This is a genomic window from Shewanella sp. SM32 (genome assembly GCF_025654235.1).
GTDB lineage: Bacteria > Pseudomonadota > Gammaproteobacteria > Enterobacterales > Shewanellaceae > Shewanella > Shewanella oncorhynchi.
On sequence record NZ_JAKKRO010000016.1, the window covers coordinates 17,763 to 38,541 of the forward strand.

Sequence of the window (20,779 nt, forward strand, 5' to 3'; positions counted from 1 at the left end):
CTTAACTTTGCTTGAAGTATAAAGGAGCTGTCCAATGCACGATTAGCGTCAGCACATAACAAACAAAAAGCGGCATAAAAGCGACCTTAAGATTGATAAACACAAACGAAAACATTGCGATGGTTAACAGCAACTTTACCGCTTCCCCCCAGTAAAAAGTCTTTATGACTTTTGCAGCTGAACTTGCTCCCGTGTGGGAGAAAGCGAGGGTTGCGAATACAAAATTAGGGAGCACAGCGATTGAACCACCTGCTAATGCAGAATAGCCAAACTGAACTCCCCACACGGCGAAAAAGAGAATTGAAGCACCCCCAGCGACCGCCGCCTGCATCATCACCAATTTATAGGCTGACCACCGGCCACGACGCGCTAAAACCTTACTCAATTCATCCTCTCCGCATTCATACTTTTTGTTTCGATGACCGGATGACAAATACCCGTATTTATGTCGATGCACAAAAAGCTTGCGAAAGTATACCTTTTCACGCCTTCATTGCAACTTTGAGATAAGGAAAAACAACACTTTTAACGTGATCTCGCGCCAAACGAGTTAAAATGTAAGATTAGCATCTGTCACAAATTTACATTAAAAACTGTTAATCTACAGACATTAATGAATTTTACTAAGAATTCCGTCTAATTCAGCCAGATTCTGATAGTTAATTACAATTTTACCCGTGCCCTTACTGCTATGAGCGATCGAAACCTTGGCACCTAATCTTTCAATTAACTGCTGCTCTAAACGACAAACATCTTGATCTTTAGTCGTAGTTTCGGCTTGTTTAGGCGGATTTAAGGTTTGATTAATTAATCGTTCAGTTTCGCGAACGGTTAATTCCTTAGCGGCCACTAATCTCGCAAGATTTGTTTGTTCTTCTCCCTCAATTGCCAACAAAGCGCGAGCATGACCCATATCAATGTCGCCATACTCGAGTAGACGCTTAACAGGCTCATTTAGGCCGTTTAAACGTAACAAGTTAGATACACTCGCTCTGGATTTTCCCACAACATCGGCAACCTGTTGGTGAGTCAGTTCAAACTCTTGCATTAAACGTTGCAATGCAATGGCTTCTTCCATGGCATTTAAGTCTTCACGCTGGATGTTTTCAATCAAAGCAATAGCAACAGCGGCTTCATCAGGTACTTGCTTTACTATGCAGGGGATTTTATTCAAGCCAGCAAGTTGCGCAGCACGCCAACGACGTTCACCCGCAATGATCTCATACATGTTATTCGTCACTTGTCTCACAACGATAGGCTGAATAATGCCTTGATTGCGGATAGAGTGTGCCAGTTCTTCCAACGCTTCGGGGGACATGTCTTTACGAGGTTGATACTTACCTGGCTGTAATAAGTCTAAATCGAGATGGATAAGCTCTTCTTTTTTATCGACAACATCAGCTTCGTCAGTGTGCTTTTTACTGGCGGCATGGCTGTTACTCAGTAGGGCATCTAACCCTTTGCCTAATCCTCTTTTCTTTAACGTCATGGTGATCCTTTACGCTTGCTTAGCCTGAGTTTGTTGTTCTGAACGACGGATCATTTCACCCGCAAGCGCTAGATACGCCTTAGCGCCAGCACTCGATTTATCGTAATACATAGCAGGCGCTCCAAAACTTGGTGCTTCTGCCAGCCTCACATTACGTGGGATAACAGTACGGTAGACTTTGTCACCAAAATGCTGTTTTAGCTGATCGGACACATCATTAGATAAACGATTACGCGGATCATACATAGTACGTAAAATGCCTTCGATGCCAAGTCCAGGATTAACCATAGCAGCAAGCTTAGTGATGGTATCAATCAGTGCAGTTAAGCCTTCGAGGGCATAATATTCACACTGCATAGGCACGAGTACAGAGTCGGCCGCAGACATAGCGTTTACGGTCAACATGTTCAATGAAGGAGGGCAGTCGATAAAGATATAATCATATTGATCTTTGATCGGTGCGAGTGCGTTACGCAAACGGATCTCACGGGCAAAAAACTCCATCAATTTGATTTCTGCCGCAGTGACATCGCCATTACTGGCGATCAGATCATACTTACCCGCAGTGTTTTTAATGACGATCTCGTCGAAGGATTTTTCTTCAACCAATAATTCATAGGCTGTATTAGCTACGTCATACTTATCGACACCGCTCCCCATGGTGGCATTACCTTGAGGATCGAGATCGATCAATAATACTTTACGTTTTGTTGCTGCTAACGAAGCGGCGAGGTTAACGCAAGTAGTTGTTTTTCCTACGCCACCTTTCTGGTTAGCCACGGCAATCACTTTACCCACAATATCACCCTGTATGTAAATGCTGGTTTATTGCCCTTGCTTATAAATGATTTATTTATCACTTTTAAGCCTGTTATTCTTTGATTATCTTCAATAAATGTCTTTTTTCATCGAGTTTAGGCACCTTAAGCTCGATAACTTCTTTCACCACAAATCCACTTGGAATATGTTGCATCTCTTCATCATTCAACTGGCCTTTAAGTGCATAAAACTGTCCATGTTCGGCGGGGAGATGATGGCACCAAGTCAGCATATCTTGGATTGAGGCAAATGCACGACTTAATACGCCGTCGAATTTATCCTCCGGTTGATAAGCTTCTACGCGGCTTTCAACTGAGCTGATGTTATATATGCCTAATTCAAAAGACACTTGTTTTTGAAAACGAATACGTTTACCTAAGCTATCCAATAACACAAATTGTTTATCAGGATTCATAATCGCTAATGGGATCCCAGGTAAACCCGGTCCAGTGCCTACATCGATAAAACGTTCACCTTGCAGATGTTTTGAAACCACTAAACTGTCCATGATATGACGGATCAGCATAGCTTCGGGATCTCTCACCGATGTCAGGTTATAGGCTTTATTCCATTTGTTGAGCATACCAACAAAATCAATTAGTTGTTTTTTCTGCTCGACGGTTGCGGGCAAATTAATTTCGGCTAAATAAGCCTCTAACTGGGCAGATAACACTGAGCAACCTCAACAAAGATACGATTATGAACGCGAAGGCTATTATGAAGCCCGAAAACGATGAAGGGAAGCCTGAATGCTTCCCTTCTATGACCTAAGCTGCGATTAAGCTAGCTTTTACGCACTCTTACGTAATAAGCCACGCTTTTTGAGGTGAACTAACAAAATTGAAATAGCCGCAGGCGTAATACCAGAGATCCGTGAGGCTTGGCCTATGGTTTCTGGTTTGTGGTTATTTAACTTAGCAATCACTTCGTTCGACAAGCCCGGTACCTCTTTGTAATCGAGCGTCAAAGGTAAACCTGTGTTCTCATTACGCACAGCTTTGTTGATCTCTTCCTGCTGACGTTGAATATAACCAGAATACTTAACTTGGATCTGAACTTGCTCAGCCGCCTGTGGATCTTCAAGCCCTGGACCAAAACCTTCGATCTGCATCAACTTACTGTAATCCATTTCTGGACGACGCAGTAATTCTTCAAATGATGCTTCGCGAGAGATCGGCGTATTCAAGTGTGGGTTTAACGCATGGATCAAAGGTGAATTTGGATGTACCCATTGAGCGCGCAAACGTTGTAACTCAAGTTCGATCGATTCTAACTTCTCACTAAATGCCGCCCAGCGAGTGTCGTCAACTAAACCTAATTCGCGACCTTTTGCCGTTAAGCGAATATCAGCGTTATCTTCACGGAGTAACAAACGGTATTCGGCACGGCTAGTAAACATGCGATATGGTTCTTTGGTACCCAGAGTCGATAAATCATCAACTAGTACTCCAAGATAAGCTTCGTCACGGCGTGGACACCAGGCTTCTTTGCCTTGCACTTGCAGTGAGGCATTCATGCCCGCTAACAAGCCTTGAGCACCTGCTTCTTCATAACCTGTAGTGCCGTTTATTTGGCCAGCGAAGAATAAACCGTTGATCGCTTTGGTTTCTAATGAGTTTTTCAGATCTCTTGGATCGAAATAATCGTATTCGATCGCATAACCTGGACGCATGATTTCTGCGTTTTCCATGCCTTTGATCGAACGTACTAAATTCAACTGTACATCGAAAGGTAAGCTAGTAGAGATCCCGTTAGGATAGATCTCATTGGTATTTAAACCTTCTGGTTCGATGAAGATCTGATGCGAAGATTTATCCGCAAAACGGTGGATCTTGTCTTCAATCGATGGGCAATAACGTGGACCAATACCTTCGATGACGCCTGAATACATAGGGCTTCTGTCTAAACCACCACGAATAATTTCATGGGTTTTTTCATTGGTGTGAGTGATCCAGCAAGAAATTTGCTTTGGATGGTGACTGACATCGCCCATAAACGACATCACAGGCAATGGAGAATCGCCTTTCTGTTCAGCCATTTGAGAAAAATCAATCGTGTTTGCATCGATACGTGGTGGGGTACCTGTTTTTAAACGGCCGACTCGGATCGGTAATTCACGTAATCGATTTGCTAAAGCAATCGCTGGTGGATCGCCTGCACGGCCACCGCTGTAGTTTTCTAAGCCTATATGAATTTTGCCGCTTAAGAATGTACCTGTTGTTAATACAACAGCTGGAGATTCAAAGGCTAAACCCATTTGGGTAACTACACCAACTACTTGATGATTTTCAACAATTAAGTCATCTACGGCTTGTTGGAAAATACGTAAGTTAGGTTGGTTTTGTAATATATTTTGGATTTTTTGACGATACAGTGCACGGTCAGCTTGTGCACGTGTTGCTCGTACTGCTGGGCCTTTACTTGAATTTAAGGTTCTAAATTGGATCCCTGCATAATCGGTTGCGATTGCCATTGCACCACCTAAGGCGTCAATTTCTTTCACTAAATGGCCTTTGCCTATGCCACCGATCGCTGGATTACATGACATTTGTCCTAACGTATCGATATTGTGCGTTAGTAATAATGTTTTTGATCCCATTCTTGCTGCTGCCAACGCGGCTTCAGTTCCGGCATGACCACCACCAACAACAATAACATCAAACCGTTCATGAAAATGCATGCCACTACCTTCAATTGCTAAGAGACTCAGTACGAGCCGAGCATTTTAGCATTTGCTTCGTCTTAGGTGAATGATCATTTTACGCTGTTCGATCGAGATGATCCGGACTAATAGATCTTAAGATCTTTATATAGATCTTCTTATTATGTTTACTATTAGGATCGCGTTTTTCTGTGCATAACCCAAATTCATTATATAAATCATTAATTAGCGCGATCTTGATCCTGTGATCTGATCGCGATCTAATGTCATTAAACATGGGGATAGATCGCCTACTTATCCACAAGGCGGATCATTAAGCAGATCGGACTGTGAATAGTACAGAGGTTGATCAGATCTAAATAATAGCTTATCCACATGTTTATACTTTAAATAAGTAAATTGTGGATAAATAGGATCTAAACTGTACATAGATCGGGACCTTATCCAATAAGCGATCTTAAATGTCCTGTTGCCATTGTGCTAACCATGCAAGGGCTGGGTCTTCCGGCACAGGATCAAGCTGTACATCGATCTGGATCTTATCCACAAAGACTTTTGCATCGCAGTCTTGAATGGCCGAAATTAATTTTTCTGGGCCTTGGCAAAAGGTATCGTAACTTGAGTCACCAATTGCACATAAGGCAAAGTTTACTTGGCTGAGATCCGGTTTTTGCTCGGTAATTTCGTTGAAAAAAGGCTGAATATTATCTGGAAGATCACCAGCTCCATGAGTTGATGACACGATAATCCACAGTGCATGGGTGTCTATTTCGCACAATGTTGGGGTTAAATGAACTTGAACTTGGTGTCCTTGCTCCGTTAATTGGGCCATCATTTCGTCGGCAACATACTCTGCACTGCCCAATGTTGTACCAACGATTACTTCAATCTTTGCCATTATGATTTCTCAGTGTGTTGTTGTTTTTAAAACTAATTTCAATTAAATAGATAGCTGAATGGCTATTATTATGTTCATCATAAAGGAAATGTGGATAGGACCACAGAAGCAATATGTGATTTTTGCAGTTTTTGCATCCTTTATATAAGGTTGGTTTCGCTTACATGTTACCTTTAGCTTCTTGATACATAATTAATATATTTAAAAAGTTAATTTCATTTAAAATCAAATAATTATAATAGGATAATCCATGACAACACCCGTAAATGCGCCCCAGTGGCCACGGCAAATTCCTTACATCATAGCCAGTGAAGCTTGTGAACGTTTTAGCTTTTACGGTATGCGGAATATTCTTACCCCATTCTTGATGACAGCACTTTTGTTGTCTATTCCAGAAGAACTGCGCGGAACTATGGCTAAGGATGTGTTCCATTCCTTTGTCATTGGAGTGTACTTTTTCCCGTTACTCGGTGGTTGGATTGCCGATCGTTTTTTCGGTAAATACAATACTATCTTATGGTTAAGTTTAATTTACTGTGTTGGCCATGCGTTTCTCGCTATTTTTGAACACAGTATTCAAGGGTTTTATACGGGATTATTTTTAATTGCGCTCGGATCGGGTGGGATTAAGCCCTTGGTTTCTTCCTTTATGGGGGATCAATTTGATCAAACCAATAAAACATTGGCGCAGAAAGCGTTTGATCTGTTTTATTTTACGATTAACTTTGGCTCCTTCTTCGCCTCGTTATCGATGCCATTACTATTGAAATATTATGGTGCTGCGGTCGCATTTGGGATCCCTGGTATCTTAATGTTTATTGCAACTGTGTTCTTCTGGTTAGGCCGCAAACGTTATGTACATATGCCACCTGAACCGAAAAATCCCCATGGTTTTTTACCCGTTATTCGTACCGCATTGCTCACTAAAATCGCTGGTCAAGCCAACATAGGTTTAGTGTTAGCTTTAGCTGGGATAATTTCTGCAGCGTATGCTTTAGTGAATATTCCAACCTTAGGTATCGTTGCTGGTTTGTGTTGTGCGTTAGTGCTAGTAATGGGATTTGTTGGCGCAGGGGCTTCATTGCAACTCGAACGCGCTAGGGGGATCCATCCGGATATCGCCGTTGATGGGGTGCGTTCGGTGCTACGGATCTTAATCTTATTTGCGTTAGTGACTCCCTTTTGGTCTTTGTTCGATCAGAAAGCGTCCACTTGGATACTGCAAGCCAATGACATGTCTAAACCGGAATGGTTTGAACCCGCCATGATGCAAGCTTTAAACCCATTATTAGTTATGTTACTGATCCCATTTAATAACTTTGTGTTATATCCGGCGATTGAGCGTATGGGTATAAAGTTAACTGCCTTGCGTAAAATGGGGGCTGGGATTGCCATCACGGGCGTGAGTTGGATAGTCGTTGGTAGCATTCAATTGGTGATGGATGGCGGCTCGGCATTATCAATATTTTGGCAGATTGTGCCTTATGCTTTGCTCACCTTTGGTGAAGTATTAGTCTCTGCCACTGGGCTAGAGTTTGCTTATAGCCAAGCGCCTAAAGCCATGAAAGGCACTATCATGAGTTTTTGGACCTTATCGGTGACCGTCGGTAACTTATGGGTGTTACTGGCGAACGTCAGTGTGAAAAGTCCGGCTGTGACTGAGCAAATTGCCCAGACGGGGATCAGTATTACCGCATTTCAGATGTTTTTCTTTGCTGGTTTTGCCATCTTGGCGGCATTGATGTTTGCGCTTTATGCAAGATCCTATCAAATGCAAGATCATTACCGCCACGTCGAATCATGAGTTAGTCGATGAGTGGAAATATTCGGTTGTAGATAAAAAATTAGCCCATATTGTATGGGCTGATTTATCTGGAAATAATATTAAGGTTAGTTATTTTCCGATACAGAAACTAAAAATGTAAAAACACTCAAAGTGTTAGAAAGCTATTGGCGCACATGTGGAGTGCAACTCATTTGTCGGGTTTTGTCATGGAAGTATCTATTCTAGGGGATTCTCAATATTTTTAAAGTGGGATATCTGGGAAAGTGGGAAAAGAATATAAACTGCTATTGTTACCCATTTTGAAGTTTGCACTATCAGTACAAACTATTGATTTTTAATAATTATTTATCAAAATAGCTTGCGTTTTTCTGCCTCCATGCGAATCTTTATAAAGCAGGAGGTAATCATGAAAAAATACCCATCTTTATCATTAATCGCTTTATGTGTGTCCTTGTCTGGTTGCGTAACCGGACCCCGTCATTATGCTCAAGATGAATCTCGGGCTTTAAATCTAGCGCTAGCCGGGGGCATCTACGATTTGGATTTGAGAGATTCCCATGATGGTACCCACTCTTATAGTAAGGGGATGTTGGTTCCATTGCTTGATCTCGCCAGGCTAACGACTTCATTTGATGATCCTCTTAGGCGTCTTTCTGGTACGCAGACGTTCGCGTTTAACGCTACCGATATAATGATGACACCAGACAATCCCTCGGCTAGACCAAGTCTAATGGGATGGATGCCCGCATCTGCTGCTACTTCAGAATCTCAGGCTTATGAGAAATACGTGCATCTTGTCGACCAGGCTATCCAGCATGTGGCCGATGATATGGCGTTGAATGTCACTAAACTGAGTAATGTAGAAACGCCGGAAATTGATGGTCATCCCATGATTCTTTGGTCTGTTGAAAGTGCTGAGCATGGATGCGGTATTGGTCAATGTGTGGTTGCTTACAACATTACGACTCCTTATCTCTGGAAGAGCCCGCTCTACATTAAAGATGGTGAATCAGAAAGCTATAACATCGCTGCTAATCACCTGAAGAACTATTCTCGCTTTGTTTTCCGCCAGTCAGGCGCAAAAGACTTTCCAGTTGATGAGTTTTATAGAGCCGTCAGTGCTGCATTGCCATCGTGGATGGTGATCTATTACCCACCAAACCATGTGGTTAAGAATGGCCAATCTCTCCCATATCCAGTGTTGTATGAGCAAGGGGAACAACTGCTGTTTAAGGAGCCTGCATTATGAAAAGTGAATATCAGGAGCTAGACAATATTGTTTTGGCGATGGATGAAGTCCAAACGGACCCAGTAATTCTTACCTACCTGATTAGCCATATATTGACGAGAAATTCGGTGTTTCATCAGCCTAGAGTGGGATGTGTCAAATGCAAGATCACGGGAGAACTAGTCTATCCCCATAGCTGGATAGAGCTTCCTGGCGGTTGGATTGTTGATCTCAGACTAAATCAGGCTTTCAACACGTTAGACCGCTATCCGCAGGGCATTTTCGAGCCATCATCCTACCGGAACCTTCAGTATTTCGGTATGCCCCTTACCGTGCCTGAATATGAACCATCTGAACTCGATGAAATGACTGATTTTATGTTTTCCAAGTTATTCAGTGTGCAAGGACTGGATATTCGAGTGAGCGGAGGTTGTGATGACTGCATTTGAGTGGGGAATGCTTGGGCTATTCCTATTTTTTAGTTTGGTCACCTTCTGGTGTCTTTACAGCTATAGAGCCAACCAGAAATTGTCATGTCAAGGCAAAACTCAAGCCGAAGAGTGGAAGGGGAAACATGATTCAAAATCTCAAAAATGATTTAGTAAATATAATGTTGCTTGGTGTTCTGCTACTCGGATTGATGCTGGCTCAAGACTCTGGATGGGGATTATTGCTTGCAGGTTTGCCATTAGCTATTTGGTGTTTTAAAGCTTTCGCATTTATCCAACGCAGATGGTGGCTAGCCGTTCCTTTTTGGTGTGCACTGACTTATCTCTGTTGGCAAATGTCTTTGGCGCTTTGGATTGGATATATAGTGGTTGCATTTTTTAAATATCCAATTGATTTAAATAGTAATTATCCAATAAAGAATCGTAGAAAGGTGAAAAGTCGTAAGTACGATTCAGAGTTCTATGGTGATTACACCTCAATAGATATAGATAAACGTGGGCATTTAGGTACTGGTATTGGCATTCCTGATAGCTTTGATTACGACTACCGAAACCATATTGGGTTTAATGACTGATTTTTGGCCCTTAGCTGGTTCCTTTTGAGTACACATCAACGGAACTAGCCATCAGACTGGTTTTACAACTAACAGAACCACCTAAAGCAGACCAGAGATAAAGCACCACTTATAACAGACTGTGGAGATCAAGATGTTCATTCGAGCTTACCTTCGCGCATCAACCAAAGAACAAAATGCTGAACGGGCGCGAGAATCCCTTATCCAGTTTGCTGCTCAGCATGGCCAGCGAATCGCCGCTTTTTATATTGAGAATGTTTCTGGTGCAACGTTGCACCGACCTGAGTTGATGCGTTTGATTGCCGAGTCAGGCGAGGGTGACATTGTGCTAGTTGAACAGATCGACCGCCTGGCGCGGCTCAAGCAAAGTGATTGGGATACGTTGAAACAAAAGCTGGCCAGCAAACGCCTAGCTATTGTTTCACCGGAACTTCCCACCAGTTGGCTTGCTTTACAACAACATAGCGAAACTGACTTTACCGGCGCTATTTTACAGGCGGTTAATGCCATGATGTTGGATATGCTCGCCGCCGTTGCCCGCAAAGATTATGATGACCGGCGACGTCGTCAATCACAGGGGATTGCAAAAGCTAAATCCGATGGAAAATACAATGGACGTCAGCCAGACCTGAAACGGCATCAGCACATAGCTAGCCTATTGAATACTGGGCATAGCTATAGTGACATTCAGGATATGTTGGGGTGCTCTCGTCACTTGATTGCTACTATATCAAAGAATATCAGTAGTATAGAGCTGTAATTGAAAGACTTCCTGCCGTATCGTTTTGTCTTGATTACGGCAATTCAAAATCCTCACACTGATAATCTGTTCTCATTACCCTAAAAAATTACATTTCAACTCAAATAAGTTGAGAAAAATCATAATCGTGATAGGGTAAGCTGTAGTGACTACCCTAAGTTTTAATGGTTAAAAATCATACTTCAATCAATATGTTGTGATTGAACTTTTCAATGTAATAAAACGCAAATATGTGAATACTCTCGTGGAGAAAGCATGATCCGCTGTCACCTTGCCCGTTTAATGGGCGAACATAAAATGCGTATTAGCGATGTGATGCGAGAAACAGGCCTAAGCCGCACCACCATCACACTACTTTATAAGGAAACCGCGCTAAAAGTGGACCTAGACGCACTAGATAAGCTGTGTGATTTATTTAACTGCAACATACAAGAACTGCTAGAAAAATCGCCTGCGGAATCCGTAGGAAATGAGTAAACAATGACCCTAATTAACATCAAAGACCTCGAAGCACACCTTTGGCACGCAGCCCATATCATTACCGGGCCTATCGATGCTTCAGACTACAAAACCTATATTTTTCCGATCCTCTTTTTCAAACGTATCTGCGATGTGTACGACGAAGAATATCTCGAAGCAATGGAGCAAGTGGGTGACGCTGAGCTCGCCAAAGGCGATATGTTCCATCGCATCCAAATTCCTGAATATTGTCATTGGAGAGATGTATTTTCTGAGACCAAAGACATCGGCCAGACATTAAAAGATGCTTTTCGTGGTATCGAAATGGCTAATCCCAAACTACATGGAATCTTCGGTGATGCCAGTTGGACCAACAAAGAACGTTTATCTGATGAACTGCTTGCTACCTTGCTCAACCATTTCAACAAGGTAAATCTTGGTGTTGCGTCCGTTCGCAACGACGACATGGGCCGGGCATACGAATATCTGATTAAACGCTTTGCTGACAAGGCCAACAAAAAGGCGGGGGAGTTTTACACTCCTCGCACTATTGTTCGCTTGATGGTTAATATTCTTGATCCGCAAGCCGGTGAAGGCGTTTATGACCCTGCGTGTGGTACTGGTGGCATGCTGCTGGAAACCATCCACCACGTTAAAGAGAACGGCGGTGATCCACGCCTGCTAAAAATCAAAGGCCAGGAAAAGAATCTGACCACAGAAGCTATTGCTCGTATGAACCTCTTTCTGCACGGCCAGGAAGATTTTGACATTGTCCGTGGCGATACGCTGCGAGAACCTAAATTCCTCAAGCATGACCGTCTAGAAACCTTTGATTGTGTTATTGCCAACCCGCCATTTAGTTTGAAAGAGTGGGGATATGACAACTGGAGTGCTGACCCTTATGGCAGGGCTAAATATGGTTTAGCCCCAAAAACCAACGGCGATTTTGCTTGGGTGCAACATATGTTTGCATCTTTGAACGAGAGTGGTCGCATGGCGGTGGTATTGCCACACGGGGTGCTATTCCGTGGTGGTGCTGAAGGTAAAATTCGCGAGAATTTACTCAAAGAAAACCGAATTGTCGCTGTCATCGGCGTTGCTTCTAACCTGTTTTATGGCACCGGTATTCCGGCTTGTATTTTAGTGCTGCGCAAACAAAGGCCTTTAGCTCACCAAGATCACGTGCTGATCATCAATGCTGAAGAGATTTTTACCAAAGGCCGGGCACAAAATACCTTGTCAGAAACCCAAGCGGACGACATTTATGAGATTTATCGGCAGATGCGCACCAAAGGCCCTGAAGCTGATGACATCGAAGGTGTTGCGCGTTGGGTTCCCCATAGTGAAATTGAAGAAAACGACTTCAATTTAAATATTGCACGTTATGTACAAAAACCGCTTGAAGAAGAAACCATCACAGTGGAAGAGGCGCTAAAAGACTTCCAGCAAAAGCTGGTCGCATTAGAGCAAGCAGAGAATGAACTAGAGGCCCTGCTTATCCAAGAAGGGTTTGAGATATGAGCGCATTAAATAAGAAAAAATTAGAGGATTTACTCTGGGGCGCGGCCGAGCTATTACGCGGCCAAATCGACGCCTCAGACTACAAGCAGTACATCTTTCCGCTGCTATTTTATAAGCGCCTATCGGATGTGTATTTGGAAGAATACACCGAAGCATTGGAGATCCATGAAGGCGATTCTGAATACGCAGCTATGCCGATGTTCCACCGTTTTGATATTCCTAAAGAAGCCAGTTGGGAAAAGGTGCGCCACACCAGCAAGAACATTGGAGAGGCCATTCAAAACGCACTGCGTTTAATTGAAGCCAACAACCCGCGTTTACATGGCGTGTTTGGTGATGCCCAGTGGACCAATAAAGAGCGTCTACCTGATTATCTGCTATCTGATCTTATTGAGCATTTCAGTAAAATCCCGCTGGGGATTAAATCGGTTGCTCAGGATGATCTGGGTGAGGCCTACGAATACCTAATCAAAAAATTCGCCGACGATTCTGGCCACACCGCCGCCGAGTTTTATACCAACCGTACCGTCGTGCATTTAATGACACGCATTATGGGTTTAAAACCCGGTGAATCGGCTTACGACCCAACCTGCGGCACCGGCGGTATGCTGCTTAATGCGGTAATGGATCTCCGTTCTCAAGGTAAAGAGTGGCGTTCTGTACATTTACACGGTCAAGAGGTTAACCTGCTTACCTCCGCTATAGCCCGTATGAACATGTTCCTGCACGACATTGAAGAGTTCGATGTGCTGCGCGGCGATACCCTGGCTGAGCCTAAGTTTATTGAAAACGATCAGCTTAAGCAGTTTGATGTGATATTCGCTAACCCTCCATATTCGATTAAAAAGTGGAACCGCGATAAGTTTGCCGCCGACCCATACGGCCGCAACCTCTATGGCGTACCGCCGCAAGGCTGCGCCGACTATGCGTTTTACACCCACATCATCAAAAGTCTGAAACCTGACACTGGCCGCGCCGCTATGCTCTGGCCACATGGCGTGTTGTTTCGCGATTCTGAGCAAAGCATTCGTAAACAAGTGATTGAGTCGGACATTATCGAAGCGGTGATTGGCCTTGGGCCAAACCTGTTTTACAACTCGCCGATGGAATCCTGCGTGGTGGTGCTTAATTGCAATAAACCGTCTGAGCGCAAAAACAAGGTGTTGTTTATCAATGGCGTGGAACACGTTACCCGCGAGCGTGCCCACAGTCGCTTGTCTGATGAGGATTTGGCCGTACTGTGCGAGGCGTACTTTGAACCCAATAAGCAAAGCGATATTACCGCGTTGGTCGATATTGATACCCTTAAAGAGAACCTCTACAACCTATCGATACCTCTCTATGTGCAGGCACAAAATGATGGCGAAGTGCACAATATTGAACATGCCATCGAGGCATGGAAAGTTAGCCGTGTGCAATTGAAAAAACAGACCAATAAGTTATTCAAAAGCCTAAAAGAGCTTGGTTTTGAAGTTAACGGTGGAGAAGTGCAGCAATGAGTGATAAGCAAACCGTTAAATTTGGTGATATTTGCCGCGAAGTAAAACTCACCACCAAAGACCCAATAGCCGATGGCTATGAGCGTTACATTGGTTTAGAGCACTTGGATTTTGGCTCACTCAAAATAAAACGCTGGGGAATGATTGCCGAAGACAACCCAAGCTTTACCCGTGTGTTTAAAAAAGGGCATATCCTGTTTGGCAAACGCCGTCCTTACTTGAAAAAGGCTGCTATTGCTGAGTTTGATGGGATTTGTTCGGGTGACATTATAGTGTTAGAGGGCAAGGCTAGTAGTACCACTGAAAGGCTCCTTCCATTCTTGGTTCAATCAAACGATTTTTGGAATCATGCAATATCCACATCAAGTGGATCGTTATCCCCAAGAACAAAGTTTAAAGAATTACAAAAATTTGATGTTTTAGCTTTGGATAAAAAGGAAGCTCTTGTTGATATTTTTGAGAATTCAGAGTTTGCCTTGGGGTTAGCTATCGATGCTTTGGAAACTGCTGAGCGACTAATATATCGAATGCGTTCAGAGTTTTTTAGTGTAGAAGGAAGAAAAATAAGGCTATCTGATATTGCAGATGTGATTATGGGGCAGTCTCCAAAAGGAGCTAACTGCTTCGCAAATCCAAGTGATTCAATGTTGCCATTACTAAACGGGCCTACAGAGTTTGGAGAAGTGAGCCCTACTCCTGTTCAATACACGAATCAAATAACTCGTGAAGCTCCTATTGGGAGCGTGTTGTTTTGCGTTCGTGGAAGTACGACAGGGAGAATGAATATAGCGGATCAAAAATATTGTATTGGCCGTGGTCTAGCCGCTATTTCCTCGCGAAAGCCCTATATAAACCAGAGGTATATTTATCATATTTTAGAATACTTAAAAGATGCTATTTTTGAGCAAGCAAAAGGGGCCGGCTCTACGTTTCCCAATATTTCTGGAATTGATTTAAAAAAGTGGGAGCTGCCGGAGTTAACACCTGAGAAAGTTGCTAGGGTGACCGCCGTTTTGGAAAATCAAAACCAAACAATAATAGAGATTAAACAGCGGGTAAAAGCTATAAGAGCGGTGCAAAGTTGCTTGCTGAATATGGACTAACTTTTGGAAATTGTCATGTTTAACGAACAAACCGTCACAGAAAATGGAATGATCGACCGCTTAAAAGGGTTAAGCGGTGTAAAGTGGACTTACTGCCACGGTGAGAGCCTGCCGAAAAAAGCGCAGGATATCTTTGTCGATGAATGGCTCAAAGACGCGTTGTGTTCGTTAAACCCCGATATCGCCAAACAGCCGGATTATGCCGATGAGGTGATTTATAAGCTGCGTGGTGTGGTACTGGAAGCGCGCCACACTGGTTTGGTAAAAGCCAATGAGAATTTTCATGAATGGTTAATGGCCGAGAAGACCTTGCCGTTCGGCGAAAATGGCGACCATATCACTATCAACCTGATTGATTTCGACAATCTCAGTAACAACCGCTTTGTGGTGGCGCGGCAGGTGCACTATATCGCGGCAACCGAAGTTTATTTTGATCTTGTGCTCTATGTGAACGGTATCCCTCTTGTGGTAGGGGAAGTTAAAAGTGCCACTCGCCCGAGTGTGACCTGGCAAGATGGCGCAGCTGATTTTATGGGCGGTGAAAAGCACTACTGGCACAACGTTGAACCTTACTTTGTGCCTAACTTGCTTTGTTTTGCCAGTGAAGGCAAAACCTTTGCCTACGGTGCTATCAACGCCCGGGTAAAAGACTGGGGGCCTTGGCACAATACCGACCTGCGCGATGACATTTTGCCCGGCTTGGCATCGGTACTGGATAGCTGTGAGGGCTTGCTAAACCCACAAACCTTATTGCAGCTGCTGGAATCTTTCGCACTGTTTTCAACCGTTAAAACTGGTAAAAACACCCCACCCAAGCGCATTAAAATTCTGCCGCGTTACCCACAGTTTGAAGCGGCGAAACAGATTGTCGAGCGTGTGCGCAAAGGCTACCCCAAAAAAGGTCTGATCTGGCATTTCCAAGGTTCCGGTAAATCCTTATTGATGCTCTACGCTGCCAAAATGTTGCGTGGTGACAATACGCTTAAAAACCCCACCGTATTGATTGTGGTTGACCGGCGTGATCTAGACACGCAAATTAGCGAAACCTTTGGTGGTGCCGACGTTAAAAATCTTATCAAGGTACAAAGCTGCAAAAAGCTCGGCCAACACATCGAGCAAGACAGCCGTGGCATTTTAATTACCACCATCTTTAAGTTTAAAGATGTTGAGATCGACGACAGTAACCCTAACGGCCTCAACAATCGCGATAATATTATTGTGTTGGTGGACGAAGCCCACCGCACGCAGGAAGGTGGTTTGGGGGATAAGATGCGCTGGGCGCTGCCGCAAGCGCACTTTTATGGGTTAACCGGTACGCCTATTTCAGGCATTGACCGTAACACATTTAAGCTATTCGGCGCCGAGGAAGACCCCGGTCGCTATATGAATCGCTACTGCTATAAACAGTCGATCCGCGATGGTGCCACCAACCCGGTTAAGTTCGAACCCCGTTTAGCTGAGTTGCGGGTAGATAGGGATGCTATTAACGAAGAATTCGAAAATCTTGCCAAAGAAAACAACTTGGACGACGAAGAAAAGGCTGCGCTCTCAAAACGCGCCGGTAAGTTAGCGGTAATGCTAAAAGCCCCGAAACGCATGGCCGCAGTAAGTTCCGATATAGCCAAGCACTTTACCGACCACGTGAAGCCTAAAAAGATGAAAGGCATGGTGGTGGTATACGACCGCGATGCCTGCGTGCAAATGTACTACTTGCTGGGTGAAAAGCTCGGCTTTGATGCCGTTGAAGTGGTGATGAACGTTGACCAAGCACCGGTAAAAGTCGAAGAAGGCGGTAAAAAAGACAAGCTCAACAAAGATTGGCGCAAATGGCATGACGAGTTGGAATTGCCAATTCAGCAGTTGGACTTTGAACGTTGGCAGCAGATTGACGCCGAAGAGCAAACCCAGAAAGATTTGATAGAAAGTTTTAAAGATCCAAAACACCCGTTACAACTGATTATTGTCACGGCGAAGTTGCTTACAGGTTTTGATGCGCCAATTTGTTACTGCATGTACTTAGATAAACCACTGCGCGATCACACCCTGTTACAGGCTATGTGCCGCACTAACCGTCTGTACGAAACGGACGAAGTGCGTAAAGATATGGGCTTGATCATCGATTACCTCGGCGTGTTTGAAAACCTACGCACTGCGTTAGCCTACAACCCTGAAGAAATTGACGGCGTGGTGGAGGGCATTGAGGCTTTTAAAGAGTTATTACCGGCCCAGCTAGAGAAGTGTTTATCCTTCTTCCCTGGCGTTGACCGTACCCTAGAAGGCTTCGAAGGCATCATGGCGGCGCAAGAATGCTTGCCAACCAATGCAACACGTGATGAGTTTGCCGCGAGCTTTGGCGTATTAGCCAAACTTTGGTCGGCCATTAACCCTGACATCTTCTTAACTCCGTACCGCAAAGACTATAAGTGGTTGGCCCAGATTTATGAATCGGTGCGGCCTGTCGGCCAAACAGGGGCGTTAGTGTGGGCTGCGCTTGGTCCTGAAACTATCAAGATGATCCACGAGCATACCGACATCAATCGCATTCGCGACGATATCGACGAGCTGATCATGGATGAGCACGCCATTTTTACGCTAACGGATAAAGAACAAGAGCAGCGCGCGAAGCGCCTCGAAATTGACTTGATGGGCCGCCTGCGTGGCAGCAACGACCCGAAGTTTGTTGAGTTAGGTGAACGCTTAGAAAAACTGCGCCAAGACTACGAAGCCGGTGTCATCAAAGCCATCGACTGGTTAAAAGGCCTGTTAGATGCAGCTAAAGACACGGTTCAAGCTGAGCGCGAAACCGGAGACCATGTTGTCACCGAAGAAGACAACAAACAGGCCTTAACCAAGCTTTTCTTGGAAACTCGCCCTGAAACCACGCCCAAGTTAATCGGTGATGTAGTTGAGAAAATCGACAAAATCGTCAACGCTACTCGTTTTGAAGGTTGGCAAAACTCTAACAGTGGTCCTAGAGAGATTCAAAAAGCGCTGTTGTTAACGTTGGCTCAGTTTGGTTTGGGCAAAGACAAAGAGTTGTTCCAAAAGGCTTACGGGTACATAGAAGAGCATTATTGATGCGGTATTTTAGTGATTATCGCAACACTATGATGTAAGAAGGCTAATTGTATGACTGATAACATTCCCCAAGCCCCTCAAGGCGAGTTTGTTTTATTCACCAGTGTTGACGGTCAAACTCGCGTCGAGTGTCGTTTTGAATCAGACACCTTGTGGCTTTCTCAGGCTGCAATGGCTGAGCTGTATCAAGTTAGCTCTCAAGCGATCACCCAACACGTAAAAGCTGTCTATTCTGAAGAAGAGCTTGAGCAAATTTCAACTTGTAAGGATTACTTACAAGTTCAACTGGAAGGCGGCAGAGAAGTAAGGCGAAGCATTCGTCACTACAGTCTTCCGGTTATTCTTGCGGTAGGATACCGAGTTCGCTCAACACGTGGCACCCAGTTTCGGCAATGGGCAACCAGAATGTTGCAAGAGTACCTGATCAAAGGCTTCGTCATGGATGACGAGCGCCTGAAAAATCCGCCCGTTGGCTATTCTGCTGTGCCAGATTACTTTGATGAAATGCTGGAACGCATTCGTGATATCCGCGCCAGTGAGCGTCGCGTTTATCTGCGGGTGAAAGAAATCTTTACCATGGCTGCTGATTACGAGCCATCTAACCAAGAGACCAACCGCTTCTTTCAAACCATCCAGAACAAGTTGCATTATGCCTGTACGCAAATGACTGCCGCTGAGCTTATCGCCAACCGAGTCGACGCCAGTAAACCGGATATGGGCCTAACCAGCTATAAAGGTGATGAAGTACGCAAGACAGACGTCACCATTGCCAAGAATTATATGCATGAAGACGAAATCAAAGAGCTCAATCGTATCGTCAATATGTGGCTCGATTTTGCCGAAGACCAAGCATTACGCCGTAAGCAGGTATTCTTGCAGGACTGGGCCGATAAGCTTGATCAGTTCTTGAGTTTTAACGATAGAGATGTATTAAACGGTGCAGGAAAAATCTCCAAGAAAGACGCTGATGACAAAGCGAAATTGGAGTTTGACCGTTTTGCCCAGCAGCGCCGCCGTTTAAAAGAAGCCGAAGGCGCGCGGGCTAATATTGCAGCACTCAAAGCCATACTCAAAAAAGACAAATAGCCGCTATCACACAGCCCTGATCTCTAATGAGTTAAGGGCTGTGTTTTAAGATCATAATTATAAAGGATTATCCATCTTAAAATCATCGATATCGCCTGCCATTTTGAATAGATTGGTGTCATTCCAACGGCACAGTTGTCTAACCCGCATTAGATTTGAGTTGGCTCTGCGGATGATGGCAAAAGCGTCCTCAACTGCCTCAATTACAGGTTTTTCCCAGTCTTGAGCTAGCGAAAAGGTTGATCGTAGATAGCGATATTGATCGCCACGAGACAAATAATGGCTGATGATGTTATAGCCCTCAGTTCCCTTTTTGCGCGTGAATTCGTTATAGAACCAATACATTTCAAATTTTCGATCGCGAAGTCGCACTCTACAGCCGTAATGTCCGGGGTAGCCGGGAGTATTTTTGCCGCGGTGAGCCTTGTTGTGCTGCCAATACAACTCAGCAACCCGTTGTGCAATGTAGTAATAGCGCAATTGTTCTAGCTCAACAGACTTATGTATGTAATTCAGATATTGCTGCGATGTTGAACGGGTGAAAAGCATTGCCTCGTCGTGATCTATCTTCTTGTCATCGCTTGAGACAAAAGTATTCCAAGCAGCAATTTGTTTATTCAAAACTGTAAATGGGTCTGTCATTGGATGATCCTCTGTGTTGTTGATACAGAGTCAGTCTATTGTCGTGTGACCTAATCCATCGCCTGCCTTCATGCCCTTTTTGGGCACCTAGGTCTTTTGTTATGGCGACTTAGCCAGAAGACCTAGCCAATTCCTATCCAGATAATTATCTAATGGGGGACCTGGACAGGTTTATTCCATACAACTGCTATCTTCCTCAAAAGACCTAATCCAAACGATTCCACTTTTTATGGGGGACCTAGCTTTGTTTAGTGTAAATCGTCAGGTCTCTAAGCTTTCACATGTGAAAGTTTTTTCACTGGCGCACAAATTGATACGGTAATGTCGAGCAACTCATTGGTGGCTTAGCTTTTTGCTGCTCAGAGGCTGTTTTTTATCTATATATTGAATAAATGTCATTAAATATCAGCGTGTTGAAATTTATTATTGAAGTTCCCCAAAAGGGCAGTTCCAGCGGTCTGCTTAGTAACTGATTTTTAGGATGATGCTGCATGAAGGTTCAATAATTTTCAGGAGGCATTATGAATCAAGTTATACCCACCACTGACGAAAGACTACTCACATATCGAGAGGTGTGTTCTCTCACTCAAATATCACCAGCAACACTGCGACGTTATGTTCAAAGTGGAAAATTTCCTTCACCAATCAAACTCAATGATCATGGCCGATCAGTCCGTTTCCGACACAGCGAGGTATTGGCTTGGATGCAATGTTTGTAGGAGGAA

Annotated in this window: 19 protein-coding genes; 12 read left to right on the forward strand and 7 right to left on the reverse strand. The window is 44.0% G+C overall.

Annotated elements, in window-relative coordinates; translation table 11 throughout:
* Position 1: 1 nt before the first annotated feature.
* From L5M10_RS08645 to mioC, 6 genes are all read right to left on the reverse strand, one after another.
* Entirely contained in the window at positions 2-385 is a 384-nt protein-coding gene (locus L5M10_RS08645; protein ID WP_105250794.1) for an ATP synthase subunit I, read from the reverse strand.
* Positions 386-610: 225 nt separating this feature from the next.
* Positions 611-1,489, reverse strand: coding sequence for a ParB/RepB/Spo0J family partition protein (locus L5M10_RS08650; RefSeq protein WP_131524523.1), 879 nt, complete (start codon positions 1,487-1,489; stop codon positions 611-613).
* 9 nt (positions 1,490-1,498) lie between these two features.
* On the reverse strand, positions 1,499-2,287 hold the full coding sequence (locus tag L5M10_RS08655) for a ParA family protein (protein ID WP_105250796.1): 789 nt from the start codon (positions 2,285-2,287) through the stop codon (positions 1,499-1,501).
* Positions 2,288-2,360: 73 nt separating this feature from the next.
* The gene (gene rsmG / locus L5M10_RS08660; protein WP_263174232.1) at positions 2,361-2,981 is read right to left on the reverse strand and encodes a 16S rRNA (guanine(527)-N(7))-methyltransferase RsmG; all 621 of its coding nucleotides are present in this window, start codon (positions 2,979-2,981) and stop codon (positions 2,361-2,363) included.
* 117 nt (positions 2,982-3,098) lie between these two features.
* Positions 3,099-4,988, reverse strand: coding sequence for a tRNA uridine-5-carboxymethylaminomethyl(34) synthesis enzyme MnmG (mnmG, locus tag L5M10_RS08665; RefSeq protein ID WP_113941417.1), 1,890 nt, complete (start codon positions 4,986-4,988; stop codon positions 3,099-3,101).
* 439 nt (positions 4,989-5,427) lie between these two features.
* Positions 5,428-5,868 (reverse strand): FMN-binding protein MioC, encoded by a 441-nt coding sequence (gene mioC, locus L5M10_RS08670; RefSeq protein WP_263196933.1) that lies wholly within the window; start codon positions 5,866-5,868, stop codon positions 5,428-5,430.
* A 250-nt stretch (positions 5,869-6,118) separates the two neighbouring features.
* Between mioC and L5M10_RS08675 the strand changes: the two genes are divergently transcribed.
* The 11 genes from L5M10_RS08675 (at position 6,119) to L5M10_RS08725 (ending at position 19,412) form a co-directional block, all read left to right on the forward strand.
* On the forward strand, positions 6,119-7,672 hold the full coding sequence (locus L5M10_RS08675; protein ID WP_263164823.1) for an oligopeptide:H+ symporter: 1,554 nt from the start codon (positions 6,119-6,121) through the stop codon (positions 7,670-7,672).
* Positions 7,673-8,060: 388 nt separating this feature from the next.
* Positions 8,061-8,903, forward strand: a complete 843-nt coding sequence (locus L5M10_RS08680; RefSeq protein ID WP_263237469.1) for a hypothetical protein — start codon at positions 8,061-8,063, stop codon at positions 8,901-8,903.
* Positions 8,900-9,331, forward strand: a complete 432-nt coding sequence (locus L5M10_RS08685; RefSeq protein WP_263237468.1) for a hypothetical protein — start codon at positions 8,900-8,902, stop codon at positions 9,329-9,331. Before L5M10_RS08680 ends, L5M10_RS08685 begins: the two co-directional genes overlap by 4 nt.
* 125 nt (positions 9,332-9,456) lie before the next feature.
* Positions 9,457-9,906, forward strand: a complete 450-nt coding sequence (locus L5M10_RS08690) for a hypothetical protein (RefSeq protein WP_263237466.1) — start codon at positions 9,457-9,459, stop codon at positions 9,904-9,906.
* Positions 9,907-10,039: 133 nt separating this feature from the next.
* Positions 10,040-10,666, forward strand: a complete 627-nt coding sequence (locus L5M10_RS08695; RefSeq protein ID WP_259484064.1) for a recombinase family protein — start codon at positions 10,040-10,042, stop codon at positions 10,664-10,666.
* Positions 10,667-10,921: 255 nt separating this feature from the next.
* Positions 10,922-11,143, forward strand: coding sequence for a helix-turn-helix domain-containing protein (locus L5M10_RS08700; RefSeq protein WP_115164826.1), 222 nt, complete (start codon positions 10,922-10,924; stop codon positions 11,141-11,143).
* Between the two features lie 3 nt (positions 11,144-11,146).
* Complete coding sequence (locus tag L5M10_RS08705; RefSeq protein ID WP_248952847.1) at positions 11,147-12,646, forward strand: class I SAM-dependent DNA methyltransferase; 1,500 nt, start codon at positions 11,147-11,149, stop codon at positions 12,644-12,646.
* Entirely contained in the window at positions 12,643-14,145 is a 1,503-nt protein-coding gene (locus L5M10_RS08710) for a class I SAM-dependent DNA methyltransferase (RefSeq protein ID WP_248952846.1), read from the forward strand. The genes L5M10_RS08705 and L5M10_RS08710 overlap by 4 nt, the downstream gene beginning before the upstream one ends.
* The gene (locus L5M10_RS08715; protein ID WP_263237463.1) at positions 14,142-15,248 is read left to right on the forward strand and encodes a restriction endonuclease subunit S; all 1,107 of its coding nucleotides are present in this window, start codon (positions 14,142-14,144) and stop codon (positions 15,246-15,248) included. Before L5M10_RS08710 ends, L5M10_RS08715 begins: the two co-directional genes overlap by 4 nt.
* A gap of 15 nt (positions 15,249-15,263) precedes the next feature.
* Positions 15,264-18,326, forward strand: a complete 3,063-nt coding sequence (locus L5M10_RS08720; protein ID WP_263237462.1) for a type I restriction endonuclease subunit R — start codon at positions 15,264-15,266, stop codon at positions 18,324-18,326.
* A gap of 51 nt (positions 18,327-18,377) precedes the next feature.
* Positions 18,378-19,412 (forward strand): virulence RhuM family protein, encoded by a 1,035-nt coding sequence (locus tag L5M10_RS08725; RefSeq protein WP_126493401.1) that lies wholly within the window; start codon positions 18,378-18,380, stop codon positions 19,410-19,412.
* A gap of 57 nt (positions 19,413-19,469) precedes the next feature.
* On the opposite strand, the gene mobI is transcribed toward L5M10_RS08725, so the two are convergent.
* Positions 19,470-20,054, reverse strand: coding sequence for a conjugative transfer protein MobI(A/C) (gene mobI, locus L5M10_RS08730; protein WP_023205119.1), 585 nt, complete (start codon positions 20,052-20,054; stop codon positions 19,470-19,472).
* A 521-nt stretch (positions 20,055-20,575) separates the two neighbouring features.
* Here mobI and L5M10_RS08735 point away from each other — a divergent pair.
* Positions 20,576-20,773, forward strand: a complete 198-nt coding sequence (locus tag L5M10_RS08735) for a helix-turn-helix transcriptional regulator (RefSeq protein WP_024146390.1) — start codon at positions 20,576-20,578, stop codon at positions 20,771-20,773.
* Positions 20,774-20,779 lie beyond the last annotated feature (6 nt).

Excerpts from the sequence above, each read along its gene's own strand:
- L5M10_RS08705 (WP_248952847.1), top strand. The coding sequence starts at position 11,147 with ATGACCCTAATTAACATCAAAGACCTCGAAGCACACCTTTGGCACGCA.
- mioC (WP_263196933.1), bottom strand. The coding sequence starts at position 5,868 with ATGGCAAAGATTGAAGTAATCGTTGGTACAACATTGGGCAGTGCAGAG.
- mnmG (WP_113941417.1), bottom strand. The coding sequence starts at position 4,988 with ATGCATTTTCATGAACGGTTTGATGTTATTGTTGTTGGTGGTGGTCAT.
- L5M10_RS08690 (WP_263237466.1), top strand. The coding sequence starts at position 9,457 with ATGATTCAAAATCTCAAAAATGATTTAGTAAATATAATGTTGCTTGGT.
- L5M10_RS08675 (WP_263164823.1), top strand. The coding sequence starts at position 6,119 with ATGACAACACCCGTAAATGCGCCCCAGTGGCCACGGCAAATTCCTTAC.
- L5M10_RS08695 (WP_259484064.1), top strand. The coding sequence starts at position 10,040 with ATGTTCATTCGAGCTTACCTTCGCGCATCAACCAAAGAACAAAATGCT.
- L5M10_RS08710 (WP_248952846.1), top strand. The coding sequence starts at position 12,643 with ATGAGCGCATTAAATAAGAAAAAATTAGAGGATTTACTCTGGGGCGCG.
- L5M10_RS08650 (WP_131524523.1), bottom strand. The coding sequence starts at position 1,489 with ATGACGTTAAAGAAAAGAGGATTAGGCAAAGGGTTAGATGCCCTACTG.
- L5M10_RS08680 (WP_263237469.1), top strand. The coding sequence starts at position 8,061 with ATGAAAAAATACCCATCTTTATCATTAATCGCTTTATGTGTGTCCTTG.
- L5M10_RS08700 (WP_115164826.1), top strand. The coding sequence starts at position 10,922 with ATGATCCGCTGTCACCTTGCCCGTTTAATGGGCGAACATAAAATGCGT.
- L5M10_RS08715 (WP_263237463.1), top strand. The coding sequence starts at position 14,142 with ATGAGTGATAAGCAAACCGTTAAATTTGGTGATATTTGCCGCGAAGTA.
- L5M10_RS08720 (WP_263237462.1), top strand. The coding sequence starts at position 15,264 with ATGTTTAACGAACAAACCGTCACAGAAAATGGAATGATCGACCGCTTA.
- L5M10_RS08685 (WP_263237468.1), top strand. The coding sequence starts at position 8,900 with ATGAAAAGTGAATATCAGGAGCTAGACAATATTGTTTTGGCGATGGAT.
- mobI (WP_023205119.1), bottom strand. The coding sequence starts at position 20,054 with ATGACAGACCCATTTACAGTTTTGAATAAACAAATTGCTGCTTGGAAT.
- L5M10_RS08725 (WP_126493401.1), top strand. The coding sequence starts at position 18,378 with ATGACTGATAACATTCCCCAAGCCCCTCAAGGCGAGTTTGTTTTATTC.
- L5M10_RS08735 (WP_024146390.1), top strand. The coding sequence starts at position 20,576 with ATGAATCAAGTTATACCCACCACTGACGAAAGACTACTCACATATCGA.